Source organism: Nonomuraea sp. NBC_00507, assembly GCF_036013525.1.
Lineage (GTDB): Bacteria > Actinomycetota > Actinomycetes > Streptosporangiales > Streptosporangiaceae > Nonomuraea.
In genome coordinates, this window is sequence record NZ_CP107853.1 from 8,643,525 (window position 1) to 8,659,244 (window position 15,720).

The window sequence follows — 15,720 nt, forward strand, 5'->3', positions numbered from 1 at the left end:
CGCTATCGTTCATATGTGAACAGCTATTCAGGAGTTGAGAGCGCAGGCCGGCCCGCCCGCCACCGGCCTGGCGACGTGCGGCTCGACCTGTCCGGCAACGTTCGCATGCATCTAGGCTCTCGAGACGGCGAGGTCACCGGATGAGCGCCGGGCACGGACACGGACATGGCCACGCCGGCGGCCGCCACCGCTGGCGGCTGGCCGTCTCCTTCGTGCTCATCGGCCTTTTCTTCATCGTCGAGCTCGCCTTCGGGCTGCTGTCGGGATCGCTGTCCCTGCTGTCGGACGCCGGGCACATGGCGGCCGACGTGGTCACCCTCGGCGCCGCGCTGGTCGCCACCCGCATCGCCACCCGGCCCGACACCACCGGCCGGCGCAGCTACGGCTCCTACCGGGCGGAGGTGTTCGCCTCGTTGCTGGCCGTGGCCATGATGCTCGGCGTCGCCGTCTACGTCGTCATCGAGGCCATCAGCCGCATCGGCGGCACGGCCGAGGTGTCCTCCGGGCCGATGCTCGTCGTCGGCGCGATCGGCCTGATCGTCAACGTCGTGGCCCTCCTCCTCCTCCGGTCGGGCGCCGCCGAGAGCCTCAACGTGAAGGGCGCCTACCTGGAGGTCGTGGCCGACACCGCGGGCTCGGTCGGCGTCATCGTCGCCGGCTGGCTCGTCGCCACCACCGGCCAGCCTGTCTGGGACACCCTCGTCGCCCTGGCCATCGGCGCCTTCGTCGCCGTCCGCGCCGTCTCCCTCGGCCGCCAGGTCTTCGCCGTGCTGGGTCAGCACGTGCCGGAGGGCGTCGACGCCACCGCGGTCGCGGCCGACCTGTCCGCCATCGACGGCGTATGCGACGTCCACGACCTCCACCTGTGGACGCTCACCTCCGGCATGAACGTCGCCACCGCCCACCTGGTCACCAGCGACCCGAACGACAACCACGCCGTCCTGGACCGGGCCCGCGACGTGCTGCTGCGCCGCCATCACATCGCCCACGCAACCCTGCAGGTCGAGCCGACCGATCACCAAGGATGCGACGAACTGGGCTGGTGAGTGGTTAAGGGCGCAAAAAAAACGGGTGGTGCAGGAGTCTTTCCTGCACCACCCGTTATTTTCTGGCGACCTGCCTTGGGGTCAGGCCTTGTACTCGGGGTAGCCGTAGCCCACGACGTGGGCCTTGGGCCGGATGCGCTGCTCGACCTTGCCGTTTCCGGTGTTGCCCTCGATCGCGGTGATGGTGCCGTCGCCGTTGTCCTTCTTGACCATGCCGACGTGGTCGATGCCGTCGGTGCCCTGGCCGTTCCAGTCGTAGAAGACGACGGCGCCGGGCTTGGCCTCGGCGCCCCAGTGCTTGTTGGCCTGGAACCACTTGGCGTAGCTGACGGTGTAGGCGTCCCAGCCCATCGTGGGGCGCGCGCCGGCCTGCTCGCCGACCCAGGAGACGAACATGGCACACCACGGGGCGTTGGCGTAGGCCTGCAGGCTGCCGCCGTCGCGGGCGACGGTCTCGGCTGCCCGCGGGGAGGACATGTACCAGCTGTGGAAGGGGGTGCCGCCGCCGGCGGCGTTCTCGCTCACGCCGATCTGCGACTCGGCGATCTTCAGTACGGTGTCGGCGCTCACCTGGCCGGCGCCCTTCTGCGGGATGGCCTGGGAGGCGGGGAGGTTGGACCGCGCGGGTTGCGTGGACTGCTGGTCGGCGGCGAAGGCCGGGGATCCGGCGACGACGGTCGCGGTCATCCCGGCGGCGACCAGGGAGAGGCTTGCGGACGTCAGGGCACGAGCGAAGACGTTCTTGGCCATGGGTGAAAAATGCTCCTAGCTTCCATGCCGCCTACCGGGTTAGCTGACGGGTTCGGGCGTGGAAGTGCCCTACGGGGCGCTCGTATCGAGCGCGCCGATTCACCCCAGATGAAGTGGGTCCCCGGTTCCGCAGATTGCGAATTCGGCGGCCGCGTCATGGTCACGGACTCGAAGGTCCATGCCGATGAGACGCGGTCTCGGCAATACGGAGGACGTTACGCGGCACTGCCAGGCGTACGTCCTGATTCCTCAAGGTAAGCGAACGGCATAGAGAGATGCAAACCCCGATGGGGTGCAGGCAACAGAATGCCCTATGAGATAGGCGATCGGGGCGAAATCTTTTACCTACTCCGGGCCGTTGACGGGGTTTGCCAAAGGCGCCCGGCAACGGCGACTTCTGCCCGGCCAGGAACCGTCATGGCGAGCGCTGCGTGCCTGGTCATAGCCTCACGGGAATGCATTGGGCCCCGCTTGCGCTATCTGTGGATAGATATATACCTTTTGCGTAATCGCGGTATACGTTGTGGCGAGCTGTCGTCACCGTCGTTGCCGTTTTGTTGACCGGACCGCGCGTCCCGAGGGGATCTCTGGGATGGCGTTCGTCCGCCGAATCCGCGCCTCGCGGAGCCGGGGATCCCCATCTTTCTGCGCGCGTAGGGCGCTTCCACGCCCGAACCCGTCAGCGAGCCCGGTAGGCGGCATGGAAACAAGGAGTCAATACCCCATGCCCAAGCCCCGGCTTGCCGCAGTCGCCCATTCCCTCAAGGCCCTCAAGAACCGTCTCGACCTTCCCACCAAGGCGCTCAGCCTCGCCGTCGGTGGCGCGATCCTGGCCGCAACCGCCGCCCTCACGGGTGTGGTCGGCACAGCCATCGCCTCATCCCCTGAGCACAGTCCGGTGCAGGAGGCTCAGCCCGCGTCCCGATCCCTGGCCTTCGGCCTGGACATCTCCAACCACGAGCCGCTGTACGACTGGAGCGCGAGCTCGGCCCAGTTCGGCATCATCAAGGCCACCGAGGGCACGAGCTTCCGTGACGCCTCGTTCGCCAGGCACTGGCGCGAGCTCGACAAGAAGCAGATCGTGCGCGGGGCCTACCACTACGGCCACCCCGGCAACGACCCCATCGCCGAGGCGGAGCACTTCCTGTCCGTGGTGAACTCCCAGCCCGCCAAGCAGGGCGACCTGCTGGTCCTGGATCTGGAGACCACCGACGGCGAGTCCGCCGGCGAGGTCAACGCCTGGGCGAAGGCGTGGTTGTCGCACGTCAAGGCCAAGACCGGGGTCACCCCGATGTTCTACAGCGGCTGGAACTTCGCCGACACCTACGGCAAGGGCCTGGCCGAGTATCCGCTGTGGGTCGCCCACTACAGCAAGCCCAAGGGCGCGCTCACCCCGCCCGCCGACTGGAAGTCGTGGACCATCCACCAGTACACCGACGTCCCGGTCGACGAGAACGTCTCCGCGCTGACCACCGAGGAGCTGCGTGACCTGGGCCGCCCCGCCGCCTGACACCCTCCCCTCGGCCCACGGTCGCGGACGCCGGGGGTGGCGTCTCCCCGTTCGCCACCCCCAAGGCCCTCAGGGACGGATGAGGACCTTCAGCGCCTCGCGGGCGGCCATCGCCCGATAACCGTCCGGCACGTCCTCCAGGCCGACCGTGCGGTCGAAGACACGGCCGGGCTCGATCGTCCCGTCGAGCACCTCGGGAAGCAACTCCTCGATGTACGCGCGAGCCGGCGCCACCCCGCCGGTCAGGGTGAGGTTGCGCAGGAACTCGGCAAATCCCATCGGCACCTGCTCATACTGCGGCACACCGACCCGGCTCACCGCTCCGCCGTCGCGGGCCACGGCGAAAGCCGTCACGATCGCCTCTTCGGTGCCGACGCACTCCAGCACCGCGTGGGTGCCGTCGCCTCCGGTCAGCTCACGTACCCGTTCGACGCCCTCCTCGCCCCGCTCGGCGACGACGTCGGTGGCGCCGAACTCGCGCCCCAGAGCGGTGCGGCCCTTGTGCCGGCCCATGAGCATGATGCGCTCGGCACCGAGCCGCTTGGCCGCGAGCACCGCGCACAACCCGACCGCGCCGTCGCCGATCACCGTCACCGAGGTGTGCGGCCCGACGCCGGCCGTCACCGCGCAGTGGTGGCCGGTGGGGAGCACGTCCGACAGGGCGAGCAGGGACGGCAGCAGCGGAGAGTCCTCGCCGACGGGCAGCTTGACCAGGGTGCCCTCGGCCTGCGGCACGCGTACCGCCTCGCCCTGGCCGCCGTCCACGCCGTCCGCCGCCCAGAAGCCGCCGTGCCGGCAGGACGTCTGCAAACCCTCGCGGCAGAAGTCGCAGGTGTTGTCCGACCACACGAACGGCGCCACCACCACGTCGCCGGTCTTCAGCCGGGACACCTCCGCGCCGACGTCCTCCACCACGCCGAGGAACTCGTGGCCGATGCGTTCGCCCAGCTCGGTGGCGGGCCTCGCCCCGTACGGCCACAGGTCGCTGCCGCAGATGCATGAGCGCAGAACGCGCACCACGGCGTCCGTGGGGTGCTGGATCTCCGGGTCGGGGACGTCCTCCACGCGAACGTCACGGGCACCATAGATCAAGGTTGCTCGCATGAGGGCCTCCCCGTCGTGATTCTCCCGTCGTCACAGGTACCCGGGGCCGGCCGAGATCGCGTGATCGGCGCGTCTGCACCAGGTCCGTTGTCGTTAAAAACGCCCCGCATTGACATGCAAGTCGCTACTTGCCTATCGTGGGGTCCGTGGGCGACGTGTTCAAGGCCTTGGTCGACTCCACCCGGCGCAAGATCCTCGACGAGCTGACCGAGAAGGACGGGCAGACCTTGTTCGAAATCTGTACGCGCCTGGCGATGAAATATCAGCTCGGCTCCTCGCGGCAGGCGATCTCCCAGCACCTGGACGTTTTGGAAGCCGCCGGCCTGGTGGAGACGCGCCGCGAAGGCCGCTACAAATTCCACTTCATCAATACGGCGCCGCTCGAGCCCATTGTCGACCGATGGCTCAGGCGCGCCCCGAAGGAGTCACCATGAAGATCCACCTGTCCAGCGTGTTCGTGGACGATCAAGAACAGGCCATGCGCTTCTACACCGACGTGCTGGGCTTCACGGTCAAGCACGACATCCCGCTGGGTGAGGACCGCTGGCTCACCGTCGTGTCGCCGGACGACGTGGACGGCACCGAACTCGTCCTCGAGCCCTCCAGCCACCCCGCCGTGCCGCCCTTCAAGGAGGCACTGGTGGCGGACGGCATCCCGATGACCTCGTTCGCGGTGTCGGACGTGCATAAGGAGTACGAGCGTCTGAAGGGCCTCGGCGTGCGCTTCACGCAGGAGCCGGCGGTCATGGGACCGGTCACCACGGCCGTCTTCGACGACACCTGCGGCAACCTCATCCAGATCGCCGCCCAGGGATAGCCACCAGCGGACCAAAGCGCTGTTCTCTGCGCCGATGGTGCCGCGCCGGGGCCCGGTGAGGTGGTGGCGCTTCTCCGATGGAGCACCCCAAGGAAGGCGGGTTGAGCGGAAGAATGCGTCCTATGTCTCAGGCGACCCTGCGCACCGACCGCATCACGCTTGTTCCGCTGTCCGACGAGCACCTTGAGCACGAGATCGAACTCGACGCCGACCCCGAGGTCATGCGTTACCTCGGAAACGGCCGTGCCCGTAGCCGTGAGGAGGTTGAGGTGCTCCATCGCCGGCGGCTCGCGGTCGCGAGCCGCGTGGCGGGGCTTGGCTTCTGGGCCGGTCTCGTCGACGGGGAGTTCGTCGGCTGGTGGATCCTGGAGCCGCCCACGCGCACCGACCAGGGCCCGGTCGAAGGACAGGCCGAGCTCGGGTATCGGCTCCTGCGGCGCCGCTGGCGCCAGGGTCTGGCCAGCGAGGGAGCCCGCGAGCTGATGCGCCATGGGTTCGAAGACCTTCGGCTCACCCGGATCTTCGCCGAAACCATGGCGGTCAACACCGCCTCCCGCGCGACGATGTCGGCCATCGGCATGCAGCACACCCGTACCTTCCACATGGACTGGGAAGATCCGCTCCCCGGCAGCCATCTTGGCGAAGTCGAGTATGCGATCAGCCGGGAGCAATGGCTCGCCCACCGAGCGGGCACCCCATAGGGCCACGTCAGCGGCGGCCCTCCCGGCATCGAGGACGGGCTACGTCACCGCGACCACCGCGTAACGTTCGTCGTCGATCTCCTTGCCCCACAACGCCGGGTCGGCGAGCACCTCGACGCGCACGTCCGCGAGGTCGGCGACGGTCAGGCGCACCGCCGCCACCAGATCGCCCGCACGCACCCCGCCGTCCCACGGCATGCCCGCCTCTGATCCCGCCTCACTCCGCGAGCCCTCACCGCTCTCGCCGGGCGTGCTCCAGCGCCCCTCCACGAGGACCAGCCGTCCGCCGGGCCGCAGCAGCGCCGCCCAGCGGGTCAGCGCGGCCTCCGGATCGGGGATGGTCCACAGCAGGTGCCGGGCCAGCACCACGTCGAAGCGCCGCTCCCCCACGGGTGGCCGGGCGGCATCCCCGACCAGCACGATCGCGTCCGTGCCCGCCAGCTTCGCCCGCGCCCGGGCCACCATCCGGGGCGCCAGGTCCACGCCCACGACCCGATGCCCGCGCTCGGCCAGCAGCAGCGACAGCGACCCGGTGCCGCACCCCAGGTCCACGACGTCGAGCCGGTCCTCGGGCAACCAGGCGGCGAGCCGATCGGCCCAGGCGTCCCTGACTCTGGGGTCGCGCAACCCGTGGTCCGCCTCCTCGTCGAAAGCGTCGGCGGCGGCGTCCCAGTGTGCGGCGATGTCATGCATGGCGCCCATCGTGGCACCCGGCACCGACATTTCGCGGAGGCAGACACCTGGTGCACTGGTCAGACCAGTCGATAGTCTGCCTGTCATGGGATATGACGCGCTGTTCCGCCTGGACGGGCGGCGAGCCGTGGTGATCGGGGCAGGGAGCGGGATCGGCAGGGAGGCGGCCCAGGCCATGGCCGCCCACGGGGCGTCCGTGGTGTGCGCCGACCGGGACCTGGCCGCGGCGGAGGAGACCGCCGCCGCGTGCGGGGGATCCGCACGGCTGCTCGACGTGCTCGACACCGGGGCCGTTGGCCGGGCCGCCGCCGACCATCCGGCGGACGTGCTGGTCTTCACCGCCGCCACGAACGTCCGCAAGCGGCTGCTCGACTACTCCGGCGAGGAGTTCGACCGGGTGGTGGGGCTGAACCTGCGGGCCTCGTTCGACGTGGTGCGGGCGTTCGGCGCGGGCATGGTGGAACGGGGACGCGGGTCGATCATCGGGTTCGCGTCGATCCGGGCAAGCGTCACCGAGCCGGGGCAGAGCGTCTACTCGGCCACGAAGGCCGGCCTCGTGCAGTTGCTGCGCACGGCCGCCGCCGAGTTCGGCCCGCACGGGGTGCGGGTGAACGCCATCGCGCCCGGCGTGGTCGAGACGCCGCTGACCCGCCAGATCAAGGACCACCCCGACTGGTACGCCGCGTACGCCGCCAAGAGCGCGCTCGGCCGCTGGGCGTCCGCGGAGGAGATGGCCGGAGCGGTCGTCTACCTGGCGAGCGACGCCGCGAGCTTCGTCACAGGATCGGTGTTGTACGTGGACGGCGGCTGGACCGCCGTGGACGGCCGTTTCGACCCGCCGAATTGAGATGAATATCCCTGCCGCACCAGGGCAGCGGGCACGGTTCCGTCCCAAGCAAGAAGGAGGGACCTGACCGATGAGTACAGCACGGAAATTAGCACCCGCGACCCTCGCGGCCGTGCTGGCGTTGACCATCGCCCCAGCGGCGCAGGCCCAGACGGCCGCCGCCCCCGTGAACGCCTCCATCGCGGAGTCCGGCACGGCTCTGCACCTGTCCAGGCAGGACAAGTCGTACCTGCGGCAGGCGCATCGCGGACACCTCGCCGAGATCGCGGCCGGCAGGGCCGCGCTACGCGAGTCCCGCGACCGGGGCGTGCGCGAGATCGCCTGGCGGCTGATCCGCGATCATCGCAGGCTGGACGCCCGGCTGCGCGACGTCGCAGACCGGTTCGACGTCCGGCTGCCGGACGCGCCGAGCGCCGAGCAGCAGGCCGCCCTGCGTGACGTGGTCGCGAGGTCCGGTGAGCGCTTCGACCGGACATGGCTGCGGCTGCAGGCCGACGCCCACTACCGCTCGCTCCGGCTGGTCCAGGTGGAGCTGCGTCTGGGTCATTCGAACTGGACGAGGGACCTGGCGCGGGACAGCGCGCCGGTGATCCGGCACCACCTGCGGATGATCCGCGCCGAGCAGTAACCGGCGCATTCCCCCGGTGGCCGTGGCCCGCACCCACACGGGCGGGTCACGGCCGCACGGCGGTCACGAGCGGGGAAGGAGCGGCCCGAGAGGGCCCAGGTCGATGGTGAGGTCGTCCGGCGTCAGGTCGAACCGCTCGCACAGCTCCGTCATGGCCTGGGGTTTCGGGCTGATGCGGGGCGCCTGCTTCCTCGCGAGCCCCGTAAGCCCCTGTGGTTGCCTCTGAAATGGGCACACAAACACATATTTGGCGATAAAGGGCGTCCTAATCCCGGTGTACGGCCGCCTCTCAGCGGGAGTGGGCGCATCCGAGAAGCGCGTAAGCGCCGGATCTTCGGGCAGAGGGAGTGCTGCGATTGCAGGACCTCGGACAATGCGCCGCGAGGGGGAGGCTGATATGGCTCGGAAGGAAAAGGCCAGGGGGAAGGCCGAGGAGGTCAAGGGCACGGCCAAGGAGCGTGCCGGTGACCTCACCGGCAACGAGTCTCTGCAGGCCAGAGGCAAGGCAGAGAAGGCCAAGGCCAATCTGAGGCAAGCGAAGGAGAAGGCGAAGGACGCCTTCAAGAAGTAGCGATCCTCCGGCACTGAACGACCGCGGCGCAAGGCCTTCGGGGAGTGCCTTGCGCCGCGGTCGGCTGGAGGCGGCCCGCCGTCCGGGATGCCTCGCGCGCGAACGCCGTCACCTTTCAGGGACGGATGATCGCCATTCTGGTGACCGTCAGCTCCTCGATCGCGAAGCGGGGGCCTTCGCGGCCGGTTCCCGAGTCCTTGACGCCGCCGTACGGCATGTTGTCCGCCCGGAAGCCGGGCACGTCGTTGACCACCACTCCCCCGGCCTCGATGCGCTCGATCGCGGCGAACGCCGTGGCCAGCGACCGGGTGAAGACCGCCGCGTGCAGGCCGTACCGCGAGGCGTTGACCGCGGTGAAGGCGGCCTCCAGGTCGGGCACCGCGCGCACGCACACCACGGGGCCGAAGATCTCCTCGTCCCAGGCGGCGGCCCCGTCGGGGACGTCGGCGAGCACGGTCGGCGCGATGGCGCGGCCGTCGCGGAGCCCGCCCGTGATCGGCTCGGCCCCGGAGGCGGCGATCCACTCCAGCACCCGGTCCGTCGCGGCCTCGTCGATGAGCGGGGCCACCCGGGTCCCGGGCAGGCGCGGGTCGCCGACCGCGACGGTCTTGACGCGGTCGGCCAGCAGGGACAGGAACGCCTCGCGTACCGGCTCCTCGACCAGGACCCGCTGGACCGAGATGCACGCCTGGCCGGAGGCGTAGTAGCCGCCGCGCACAACCGCGTCGGCGGCGGCCTCCAGGTCGGCGTCGGCGGCCACGATGAGCGCGGCGTTCGAGCCGAGCTCCAGCAGGACCTTCGTGGGGGCGGCGCCGCGGGCGATGGCGTGGCCGGCGGCGGCCGAGCCGGTGAACGAGACCGCGCCGATCCGCCGGTCCTCGACGAGCGTGCGGCCGACCTCGACGTCGCCGGTGACGAGCTGCACGGCCGCGGCGGGCAGGGCGCCGGTGGAGCGGAGGAGGTGGACCAGCCAGAGCGTGGCGAGTGGGGTGGCCGGGGCGGGCTTGACGATCACGGGGCAGCCGGCCGCCACGGCGGGCGCGATCTTGTGGGCGGCGAGGAGCAGCGGATAGTTGAAGCCCGTGATGCCGACGACGACGCCGATGGGGCGACGCGTCCAGAAGCCGATCAGGCCCTCTCCGGACGGCAGGAGGTCGAGCGGCACGGTCTCGCCGTGCAGCCTGGCCACCTCCTCGGCGGCGGTGGCGAGCGTGACAAGCGTCCTGGCCACCTCGACCTTGCAGTCCACGAGTGGTTTGCCGGTCTCCATGACGAGCAGGCGCTCGAACGCGTCGCGGTCGGCTTCGAGGGCGTCGTGGGCCTTCATGAGGGCGGCGCGGCGGGCGTGCGAGGGCAGCGCGGCCATGGCGGGGGCGACGGCCAGGGCCTCGTCGACGGCTCGGGCGGCGTGGGCGGGGGTGCCCAGGGGGGCCGTGGCCACGCCGGAGCCGTCGTAGGGGAAGATCACGTCCGAGGTTCGGCCGGTTTGCACCCACCCGTCGCCGATGGGCAGGCCGTCCGGCCAGGTGGTGTCGATGGTCATGAGATTCCCCCTGTGGTGGCTGCTGCGCTCGGGAACACGTCGAGGTACGCGGGCGCGCCCTCGCGGCCGGTCGCGGCGAGGACGGCGTGGGCGACGGCGCGGCTGAAGACGTCCGCCGCGGCCGCCAGGATGTCCTGGAACTCGTCCTGGGCGGGGGCGGGGGCAGCGCACGTGGACAGGCCGAAGATCGTGTCGCCGTCGGTCATGGTGTGGGCCGGTCGGATCGCCCTGGCCAGACCGTCGTGGGCCACCGCCGCCAGCTTGCCGCACTGGGCCTTGGTGAGGGTGCGGTCGGTGGCGACCACGCCGATGGTGGTGTTGAAGGACGGCGCCTTCTGCGGATTCCAGGCGTGGACTTCGTGCGGGGCCGGGGGGTGGAGGTGGTCGAACTCGCCTGGGAGGCCGTACCGGGCGCCGGCCAGGGTGCCGTCGGCGGGGTCCAGGACGGAGCCGACGGGGTTGGCGACGGCCAGGGCGGCGACGGTGGTGCCGTCGGGGAGGACGGCGCTGGCCGTGCCGATCCCTCCCGCCAGGCCGCCCGCCATCGCCCCGGTCCCGGCCCCGATCGACCCGCTCGCCGTCGGGGGTGCCGTCCCAAGGACGGGTACGGCTTCAGGACCCGCCGCGACGTTCCCGCCGACCGGGGTTGGGGTCCCTTCGGAGGGAGAGGCGTGGGTGAGTGCGCCCGACGCGCTCCCAACGCCGTCCGCGCCGCCCGACGCGTTGGGCACCGCGTTGGGCACCGCGTTGGGCACCGCGCCGGGCACCGCATTGGGCACCGCATTGGGCACCGCGTTGGGCACCGCGTTGGGCGTGGTGGCGGGTGGCGCACCGGGCTCCACGTCTGGCGTCGTGGCGGGCGGCACGGCAGGCGCCGTGGCGGGCGGCGTTGCCGACGGCATGACGGGCGGCATGACGGGCGGCACGGCAGACGGCGTGGCAGGCGCCGTGGCAGGCGCCGTGGCAGGCGGCATGACGGGCGGCACGGCAGACGGCACGGCAGACGGCACGGCAGACGGCACGGCAGACGGCACGGCAGACGGCACGGCAGACGGCACGGCAGACGGCACGGCAGACGGCACGGCAGACGGCACGGCAGACGGCACGGCAGACGGCACGGCAGACGGCACGGCAGACGGCACGGCAGACGGCACGGCAGACGGCACGGCAGACGGCACGGCAGACGGCACGGCAGACGGCACGGCAGACGGCACGGCAGACGGCACGGCAGACGGCATGGCAGACGGCGTTGCCGGCGCCGTGGCAGACGGCGTGGCAGACGGCGTTGCCGGCGCCGTGGCGGCCGGCGGCGGCGTGGCGGGTGGCGCGCCGGGCACCACGTCTGGCGTCGGGGCAGGCGCCGTGGCGGCTGGCGTCGTGGCGGGTGTGGGAGGGCCGGAGGCGAGGGCGTTCGGCGCAGGTGCGGGGTGGGTGGCGGCGTCGTAGGCGGCGGTGCCGAGCGAGGCGTCGGGGACGGCGCGGAAGGCGCCGCCACGGCCCAGGTCGAAGATGACGGCCGCAGGGACGATCGGCACCACGCCGCCGCTCACCGGGTAGCCGATGCCCGCGTCCGCCAGCCGGTCCACCACCCCGCACGCCGCCGCCAGCCCGTACGCGCTCCCGCCCGTCAGCACCACGGCGTGCACGCGTTCGACCAGGTTGCGCGGGTCGAGCAGCTCCGTCTCCCGCGTCCCCGGCGCGGCCCCGCGCACGTCCACCCCCGCCACGGCGCCCCCGGCGGGGGCCAGGATGACGGTGGTGCCGGTGCGGTGGCCGGCACCCACCCGGTGGGCGTGGCCGACCCGCAGCCCCGCCACGTCCACCAGCGAGTTCGTGGGACCGGGACGCATCAGAAGTCGCCGTTCAGGAACCGCCGCGCCGCCTCGGCGAACACCCGGGTGCACCGGACGATCTCCTCGACCTCCACGTATTCGTCCGCCTGGTGCGCGATCCACTTCCCCCCGGGCCCGTACACGACGGACGGGATCCCGCCCCAGTGCGTCAGCACGGTTCCGTCGGTCGACCCGGGCACCCCGCCGTACACCGGCTCCTCCCCCGTGACGGCGCGGTGGGCGGCGGCCAGCGCGGCCACCACGGGGTCGGACACGGGCACGTCCACCGGCGGCCGGTCCACCAGCACCGACACCTCCGCCCCGATCCCGTCGCAGGAGGCCAACGCGGCCACCCGGTCGGCGATGTCCTTGTGCTCGACGCCCGGGATGGTCCGCACGTCCACGAACACCGAAGCGCCGGCGGGGATGACGTTGACCTGCTCCTCGGAGCCGGCCTGGAGCACGGTCGGCGTCACGTAGACCTCGCCGAGGTGCTCGTGCGCCGGATGCCGCCCCTGCAGCTCCTCCTGCAGCGCCCGCAGGCCGACCAGCAGCGGGCCGATGGCCTGGATGGGGTTGCGGCCGTGCTGCGGCATCGCGCCGTGCGCCATCTTGCCCGCGAGGTCCACGCGCAGCCGCAGCGCGCCCTTGGCGACGGCGCAGATCTCGCCCGCCTCGGGTTCGGCCACGATCGCGCCGTCCACGCCGGCCGCGAGCCCTTCGGAGACGAAGTGGTGGGCGCCGATCATGAGGCCTTCCTCGTCGGCCAGCGCGCACACCTTGATCCGCCCGGGGAACGGCCCGGCGAGCTGCAGGGCGCGGGTGGCGTACAGGGTGGCGGCCAGGCCGGATTTCATGTCGGCGCTGCCGCGTCCCCACAGCCTGCCGTCGCGGATCTCCCCGCCGAACGGGTCCACGGTCCACTCCGACAGGTCGCCTTCGGTGACGACGTCCGTGTGGCCCTCGAACATCAGCGTCGGCCCGTCACCGCCGCCGCCCTCGACGACGGCCACCACGTTGGGCCGGCCGGGCGCGGCTTCGTACACGGTGGGCTCCCAGCCCCAGTCCCGCATGCGGGCGGCCACGAGTTCGGCGGCCGGCTGCTCGCGCCGTCCGGGGTCGTTGGTGCTGGGGATGCGCACCAGCGCCTGCGTGAACGCCACCACTCCATCGGCATCGACGTCGATCACAACAATCCCTCCAGAGTCGGTACGGCCTGCAGCAACGTTTGGGTGTAGGGGTGGGCGGGCGCGGCCCACACCTCGTCCACGGGCCCGGTCTCGACGATCTCGCCCTGGCTCATGACCGCGACCGTCTCGCAGACGTGCCGCACCACGGACAGGTCGTGCGAGACGAACACGAGTGTGAGCCCGAGCTCGTCGACGAGGTTGGCCAGCAGGTTGAGTATCTGCCCACGGACGGAGACGTCCAGAGCACTGACGGGTTCGTCGGCGACGAGCACCTTCGGGCGGGGCGCGAGCGCGCGGGCGATGGCGATGCGCTGCCGCTGCCCGCCGGAGAACTGGTGCGGGTAGCGGTCGGCGGCGGCCCCGGGCAGGCCGACCTCGTCGAGCAGTTCGGCGACCCGGTTGCCGACGGGCAGGCCGAGGGCGACGAGCGGCTCGGCGACGAGGTCGCGCACCCGCATGCGGGGGTCGAGCGAGCTCATCGGGTCCTGGAAGACGATCTGGAGGTTCTCGCGCAGGAACCGCAGTCTCCGCTCGGGGCGGCCGGTGATCTGCCGGCCGTCGAACGTGATGGTGCCGCTCGTGGGCTGGTCGAGCGCGCAGAGCAGGCGCAGGAGGGTGGACTTGCCGGAGCCGGACTCGCCGACGATGCCGTACCGCTCGCCCTTGCCGATGGTCAGCGACACGTCGTTCAGCGCGTGGACGGCGGCGCCCGGCTGGGTGAGCGAGGTGCGGGGGCGGCGGTAGACGCGGGTCAGGTTGCGGGCGTCAATCAGCGGGGTGCCAGCATGCGTGGGCATGGCCGTCTCCTGTCAGCGCCGGTGCCGTCTCACAGTCGGGGGCGGCGTGCGCGCAGCGGTTGCTGAACACGCAGCCGCCGGGGAAGTGCCCGGCCGCCGGGACACTCCCCTGGATGGTGGGCAGGCGGGTGCCACGCGGGGTGAGCTTCGAGGCGGCCAGCAAGCCCTCGGTGTAGCGGTGGCGGGGCCGGGTGAAGACCTCGCGGATGGGGCCGCTCTCGACGACGCGGCCGCCGTACATGACCAGGACCCGCTCGCAGACGGAGGCGACGACGGCGAGGTCGTGGGTGATGAACAGCAGCGCGGGCGCGACCTCGGCGATCAGGTCGAGCATCTGCTTCTGCACGGTGACGTCGAGCGCGGTGGTGGGCTCGTCGCAGATGAGCAGCTGGGGCTCGTTGGCCAGGGCGATGGCGAGCATGACGCGCTGGCGCTGCCCGCCGGACAGCTGGTGCGGGTACGCGCGGGCGATCTGCCGGGGTTCGGGCAGGCGGACCCGTTCGAGGAGGTCGTACGCGCGGGTGTGGGCCTGCGGGCGGGGGACGCCGTGCAGGGTCATGACCTCGGCGACCTGGGCGCCGATTCGCATGAGCGGGTTGAGCGCGGTCATCGGCTCCTGGAAGACCATGGAGAGGTCGCGGCCGCGCAGCCGCTTCAGCCGCTTCTCCGGCACGCCGACGAGGTCGCGGCCGTCCAGCGCGGCCCGCCCGGAGGCGGTGACGCCTTCGGGGAGCAGGCCCATGAGCGACAGCGCGGTCAGCGACTTGCCGGACCCGGACTCGCCGATGAGCCCGACCCGCTCGCCGGGCCCGATGTCGAACGACACGTCGCGCAGGAGCTCGACCGCGTCCGCCCGCACGGAGAGTCCCTCAACCTTCAGCACGGATCCTCCTGAGCTTGGGGTCGAGGTAGTCGCGCAGCCCGTCGCCGAGGAGGTTGAAGCCGAGCACCGCGAGGGCGATCGCGATTCCGGGCCAGAGCGCCAGGCGCGGGGTGGAGAACAGCAGCTCCTGCGACTCCTGCAGCATGCGGCCCCAGGACGGGGTGGGCGGGCGGGTGCCGAAGCCGAGGAACGACAGGGCCGCCTCGGCCAGGATCGCGATCGCGAACGACACCGACGCCTGCACGATCAGCACGGATCCGATGTTCGGCAGCACGTGCCGCACGGCGATCGCGGTGCGGCGGCGCCCTGCGGCACGGGCGGCGAGGATGTAGTCGGTGACCATGACCTGGAGTGTGGCGGCGCGGGCCACACGGGCGAAGGCGGGCACGGTGGCCACGCCGATCGCGATCATCGCGGTGAGCGTGCCGGCCCCGTAGACCGCGCCGAGCATGACGGCCAGCAGCAACGCGGGGAAGGCGAACACGAGGTCGTTGACCCGCATGATCAGCTCGGACAACCAGCCCCACGGCGACATCCCGGCGATCATTCCCAGGGGGACGCCGAGTACGGCGGCGATGCCGACGGCCACGATGCCGACGTAGAGGGTGGTGCGGGCCCCGACCATGAGCTGGCTGAAGGTGTCGCGGCCGAACTTGTCGGCGCCGAGGAGGTTGCCGTCGCCGGGCGCGCGGAGTTTGCGTGCGGCGTCGACGAGCGTCGGATCGTGCGGCGTCCAGAAGAACGACAGCAGCGCGGCCAGCACCACCAGTGCCACGAGCGTGCCGCCGACCAGCAGGGCGGCGTTCAT

18 protein-coding genes and 2 riboswitches are annotated in these 15,720 nt (G+C 71.6%); of the genes, 8 read left to right on the plus strand and 10 right to left on the minus strand.

What is annotated here, in order from left to right:
* The first annotated feature begins 140 nt into the window (after positions 1-140).
* The gene (locus OHA25_RS41695) at positions 141-1,046 is read left to right on the plus strand and encodes a cation diffusion facilitator family transporter (protein WP_327582419.1); all 906 of its coding nucleotides are present in this window, start codon (positions 141-143) and stop codon (positions 1,044-1,046) included.
* Positions 1,047-1,127: 81 nt separating this feature from the next.
* Here the strand turns inward: OHA25_RS41695 and OHA25_RS41700 are convergent, their stop codons facing one another.
* Positions 1,128-1,796, minus strand: a complete 669-nt coding sequence (locus OHA25_RS41700; RefSeq protein WP_327582420.1) for a CHAP domain-containing protein — start codon at positions 1,794-1,796, stop codon at positions 1,128-1,130.
* Between the two features lie 13 nt (positions 1,797-1,809).
* Positions 1,810-1,954, minus strand: a riboswitch (cyclic di-AMP (ydaO/yuaA leader).
* A gap of 436 nt (positions 1,955-2,390) precedes the next feature.
* Positions 2,391-2,509, plus strand: a riboswitch (cyclic di-AMP (ydaO/yuaA leader).
* A gap of 11 nt (positions 2,510-2,520) precedes the next feature.
* Here OHA25_RS41700 and OHA25_RS41705 point away from each other — a divergent pair.
* Complete coding sequence (locus OHA25_RS41705) at positions 2,521-3,306, plus strand: glycoside hydrolase family 25 protein (protein WP_327582421.1); 786 nt, start codon at positions 2,521-2,523, stop codon at positions 3,304-3,306.
* Positions 3,307-3,375: 69 nt separating this feature from the next.
* On the opposite strand, the gene OHA25_RS41710 is transcribed toward OHA25_RS41705, so the two are convergent.
* Positions 3,376-4,410, minus strand: a complete 1,035-nt coding sequence (locus tag OHA25_RS41710; protein ID WP_327582422.1) for a zinc-binding dehydrogenase — start codon at positions 4,408-4,410, stop codon at positions 3,376-3,378.
* Positions 4,411-4,556: 146 nt separating this feature from the next.
* Between OHA25_RS41710 and OHA25_RS41715 the strand changes: the two genes are divergently transcribed.
* The 3 genes from OHA25_RS41715 to OHA25_RS41725 all read left to right on the plus strand — a co-directional run bounded on the left by OHA25_RS41715 (position 4,557) and on the right by OHA25_RS41725 (position 5,928).
* Complete coding sequence (locus OHA25_RS41715; RefSeq protein WP_305920497.1) at positions 4,557-4,844, plus strand: ArsR/SmtB family transcription factor; 288 nt, start codon at positions 4,557-4,559, stop codon at positions 4,842-4,844.
* A complete protein-coding gene (locus OHA25_RS41720; RefSeq protein WP_327582423.1) occupies positions 4,841-5,227 on the plus strand; it encodes a VOC family protein in 387 nt (128 codons plus the stop codon). Before OHA25_RS41715 ends, OHA25_RS41720 begins: the two co-directional genes overlap by 4 nt.
* A gap of 122 nt (positions 5,228-5,349) precedes the next feature.
* Complete coding sequence (locus OHA25_RS41725; protein ID WP_327582424.1) at positions 5,350-5,928, plus strand: GNAT family N-acetyltransferase; 579 nt, start codon at positions 5,350-5,352, stop codon at positions 5,926-5,928.
* Between the two features lie 39 nt (positions 5,929-5,967).
* On the opposite strand, the gene OHA25_RS41730 is transcribed toward OHA25_RS41725, so the two are convergent.
* Positions 5,968-6,621 carry a class I SAM-dependent methyltransferase gene (locus tag OHA25_RS41730; protein WP_327582425.1) on the minus strand — a complete coding sequence of 218 codons (654 nt, stop codon included), beginning with the start codon at positions 6,619-6,621 and terminating at the stop codon, positions 5,968-5,970.
* 85 nt (positions 6,622-6,706) lie between these two features.
* Here OHA25_RS41730 and OHA25_RS41735 point away from each other — a divergent pair, with 85 nt between their 5' ends.
* Both OHA25_RS41735 and OHA25_RS41740 read left to right on the plus strand, forming a co-directional pair.
* Entirely contained in the window at positions 6,707-7,468 is a 762-nt protein-coding gene (locus OHA25_RS41735) for an SDR family NAD(P)-dependent oxidoreductase (RefSeq protein WP_327582426.1), read from the plus strand.
* Positions 7,469-7,538: 70 nt separating this feature from the next.
* Positions 7,539-8,096 carry a DUF4142 domain-containing protein gene (locus OHA25_RS41740; RefSeq protein WP_327582427.1) on the plus strand — a complete coding sequence of 186 codons (558 nt, stop codon included), beginning with the start codon at positions 7,539-7,541 and terminating at the stop codon, positions 8,094-8,096.
* A 63-nt stretch (positions 8,097-8,159) separates the two neighbouring features.
* Here the strand turns inward: OHA25_RS41740 and gvpK are convergent, their stop codons facing one another.
* Positions 8,160-8,249 carry a gas vesicle protein GvpK gene (gene gvpK, locus OHA25_RS41745; RefSeq protein WP_327582428.1) on the minus strand — a complete coding sequence of 30 codons (90 nt, stop codon included), beginning with the start codon at positions 8,247-8,249 and terminating at the stop codon, positions 8,160-8,162.
* Positions 8,250-8,493: 244 nt separating this feature from the next.
* Between gvpK and OHA25_RS41750 the strand changes: the two genes are divergently transcribed.
* Complete coding sequence (locus tag OHA25_RS41750; protein WP_327582429.1) at positions 8,494-8,667, plus strand: CsbD family protein; 174 nt, start codon at positions 8,494-8,496, stop codon at positions 8,665-8,667.
* Between the two features lie 115 nt (positions 8,668-8,782).
* Here the strand turns inward: OHA25_RS41750 and OHA25_RS41755 are convergent, their stop codons facing one another.
* The 6 genes from OHA25_RS41755 to OHA25_RS41780 are packed head-to-tail and all read right to left on the minus strand — an operon-like array spanning position 8,783 to position 15,720.
* Positions 8,783-10,210, minus strand: a complete 1,428-nt coding sequence (locus OHA25_RS41755) for an aldehyde dehydrogenase family protein (protein WP_327582430.1) — start codon at positions 10,208-10,210, stop codon at positions 8,783-8,785.
* Complete coding sequence (locus tag OHA25_RS41760; protein ID WP_327582431.1) at positions 10,207-12,060, minus strand: P1 family peptidase; 1,854 nt, start codon at positions 12,058-12,060, stop codon at positions 10,207-10,209. Before OHA25_RS41760 ends, OHA25_RS41755 begins: the two co-directional genes overlap by 4 nt.
* Entirely contained in the window at positions 12,060-13,232 is a 1,173-nt protein-coding gene (locus tag OHA25_RS41765) for a M20 family metallopeptidase (RefSeq protein ID WP_327582432.1), read from the minus strand. Before OHA25_RS41765 ends, OHA25_RS41760 begins: the two co-directional genes overlap by 1 nt.
* A complete protein-coding gene (locus OHA25_RS41770) occupies positions 13,229-14,029 on the minus strand; it encodes an ATP-binding cassette domain-containing protein (RefSeq protein ID WP_327582433.1) in 801 nt (266 codons plus the stop codon). Before OHA25_RS41770 ends, OHA25_RS41765 begins: the two co-directional genes overlap by 4 nt.
* Entirely contained in the window at positions 13,998-14,912 is a 915-nt protein-coding gene (locus OHA25_RS41775; RefSeq protein ID WP_327582434.1) for an ABC transporter ATP-binding protein, read from the minus strand. Before OHA25_RS41775 ends, OHA25_RS41770 begins: the two co-directional genes overlap by 32 nt.
* Positions 14,899-15,720: an ABC transporter permease gene (locus OHA25_RS41780; protein ID WP_327582435.1), complete on the minus strand. Its 822-nt coding sequence runs from the start codon at positions 15,718-15,720 to the stop codon at positions 14,899-14,901. Before OHA25_RS41780 ends, OHA25_RS41775 begins: the two co-directional genes overlap by 14 nt.

Coding starts and splice junctions, on each gene's coding strand:
- OHA25_RS41695 (WP_327582419.1), top strand. CDS start 141: ATGAGCGCCGGGCACGGACACGGACATGGCCACGCCGGCGGCCGCCAC.
- OHA25_RS41700 (WP_327582420.1), bottom strand. CDS start 1,796: ATGGCCAAGAACGTCTTCGCTCGTGCCCTGACGTCCGCAAGCCTCTCC.
- OHA25_RS41705 (WP_327582421.1), top strand. CDS start 2,521: ATGCCCAAGCCCCGGCTTGCCGCAGTCGCCCATTCCCTCAAGGCCCTC.
- OHA25_RS41710 (WP_327582422.1), bottom strand. CDS start 4,410: ATGCGAGCAACCTTGATCTATGGTGCCCGTGACGTTCGCGTGGAGGAC.
- OHA25_RS41720 (WP_327582423.1), top strand. CDS start 4,841: ATGAAGATCCACCTGTCCAGCGTGTTCGTGGACGATCAAGAACAGGCC.
- OHA25_RS41725 (WP_327582424.1), top strand. CDS start 5,350: ATGTCTCAGGCGACCCTGCGCACCGACCGCATCACGCTTGTTCCGCTG.
- OHA25_RS41730 (WP_327582425.1), bottom strand. CDS start 6,621: ATGCATGACATCGCCGCACACTGGGACGCCGCCGCCGACGCTTTCGAC.
- OHA25_RS41735 (WP_327582426.1), top strand. CDS start 6,707: ATGGGATATGACGCGCTGTTCCGCCTGGACGGGCGGCGAGCCGTGGTG.
- OHA25_RS41740 (WP_327582427.1), top strand. CDS start 7,539: ATGAGTACAGCACGGAAATTAGCACCCGCGACCCTCGCGGCCGTGCTG.
- gvpK (WP_327582428.1), bottom strand. CDS start 8,249: ATGACGGAGCTGTGCGAGCGGTTCGACCTGACGCCGGACGACCTCACC.
- OHA25_RS41750 (WP_327582429.1), top strand. CDS start 8,494: ATGGCTCGGAAGGAAAAGGCCAGGGGGAAGGCCGAGGAGGTCAAGGGC.
- OHA25_RS41755 (WP_327582430.1), bottom strand. CDS start 10,210: ATGACCATCGACACCACCTGGCCGGACGGCCTGCCCATCGGCGACGGG.
- OHA25_RS41760 (WP_327582431.1), bottom strand. CDS start 12,060: ATGCGTCCCGGTCCCACGAACTCGCTGGTGGACGTGGCGGGGCTGCGG.
- OHA25_RS41770 (WP_327582433.1), bottom strand. CDS start 14,029: ATGCCCACGCATGCTGGCACCCCGCTGATTGACGCCCGCAACCTGACC.
- OHA25_RS41780 (WP_327582435.1), bottom strand. CDS start 15,720: ATGAACGCCGCCCTGCTGGTCGGCGGCACGCTCGTGGCACTGGTGGTG.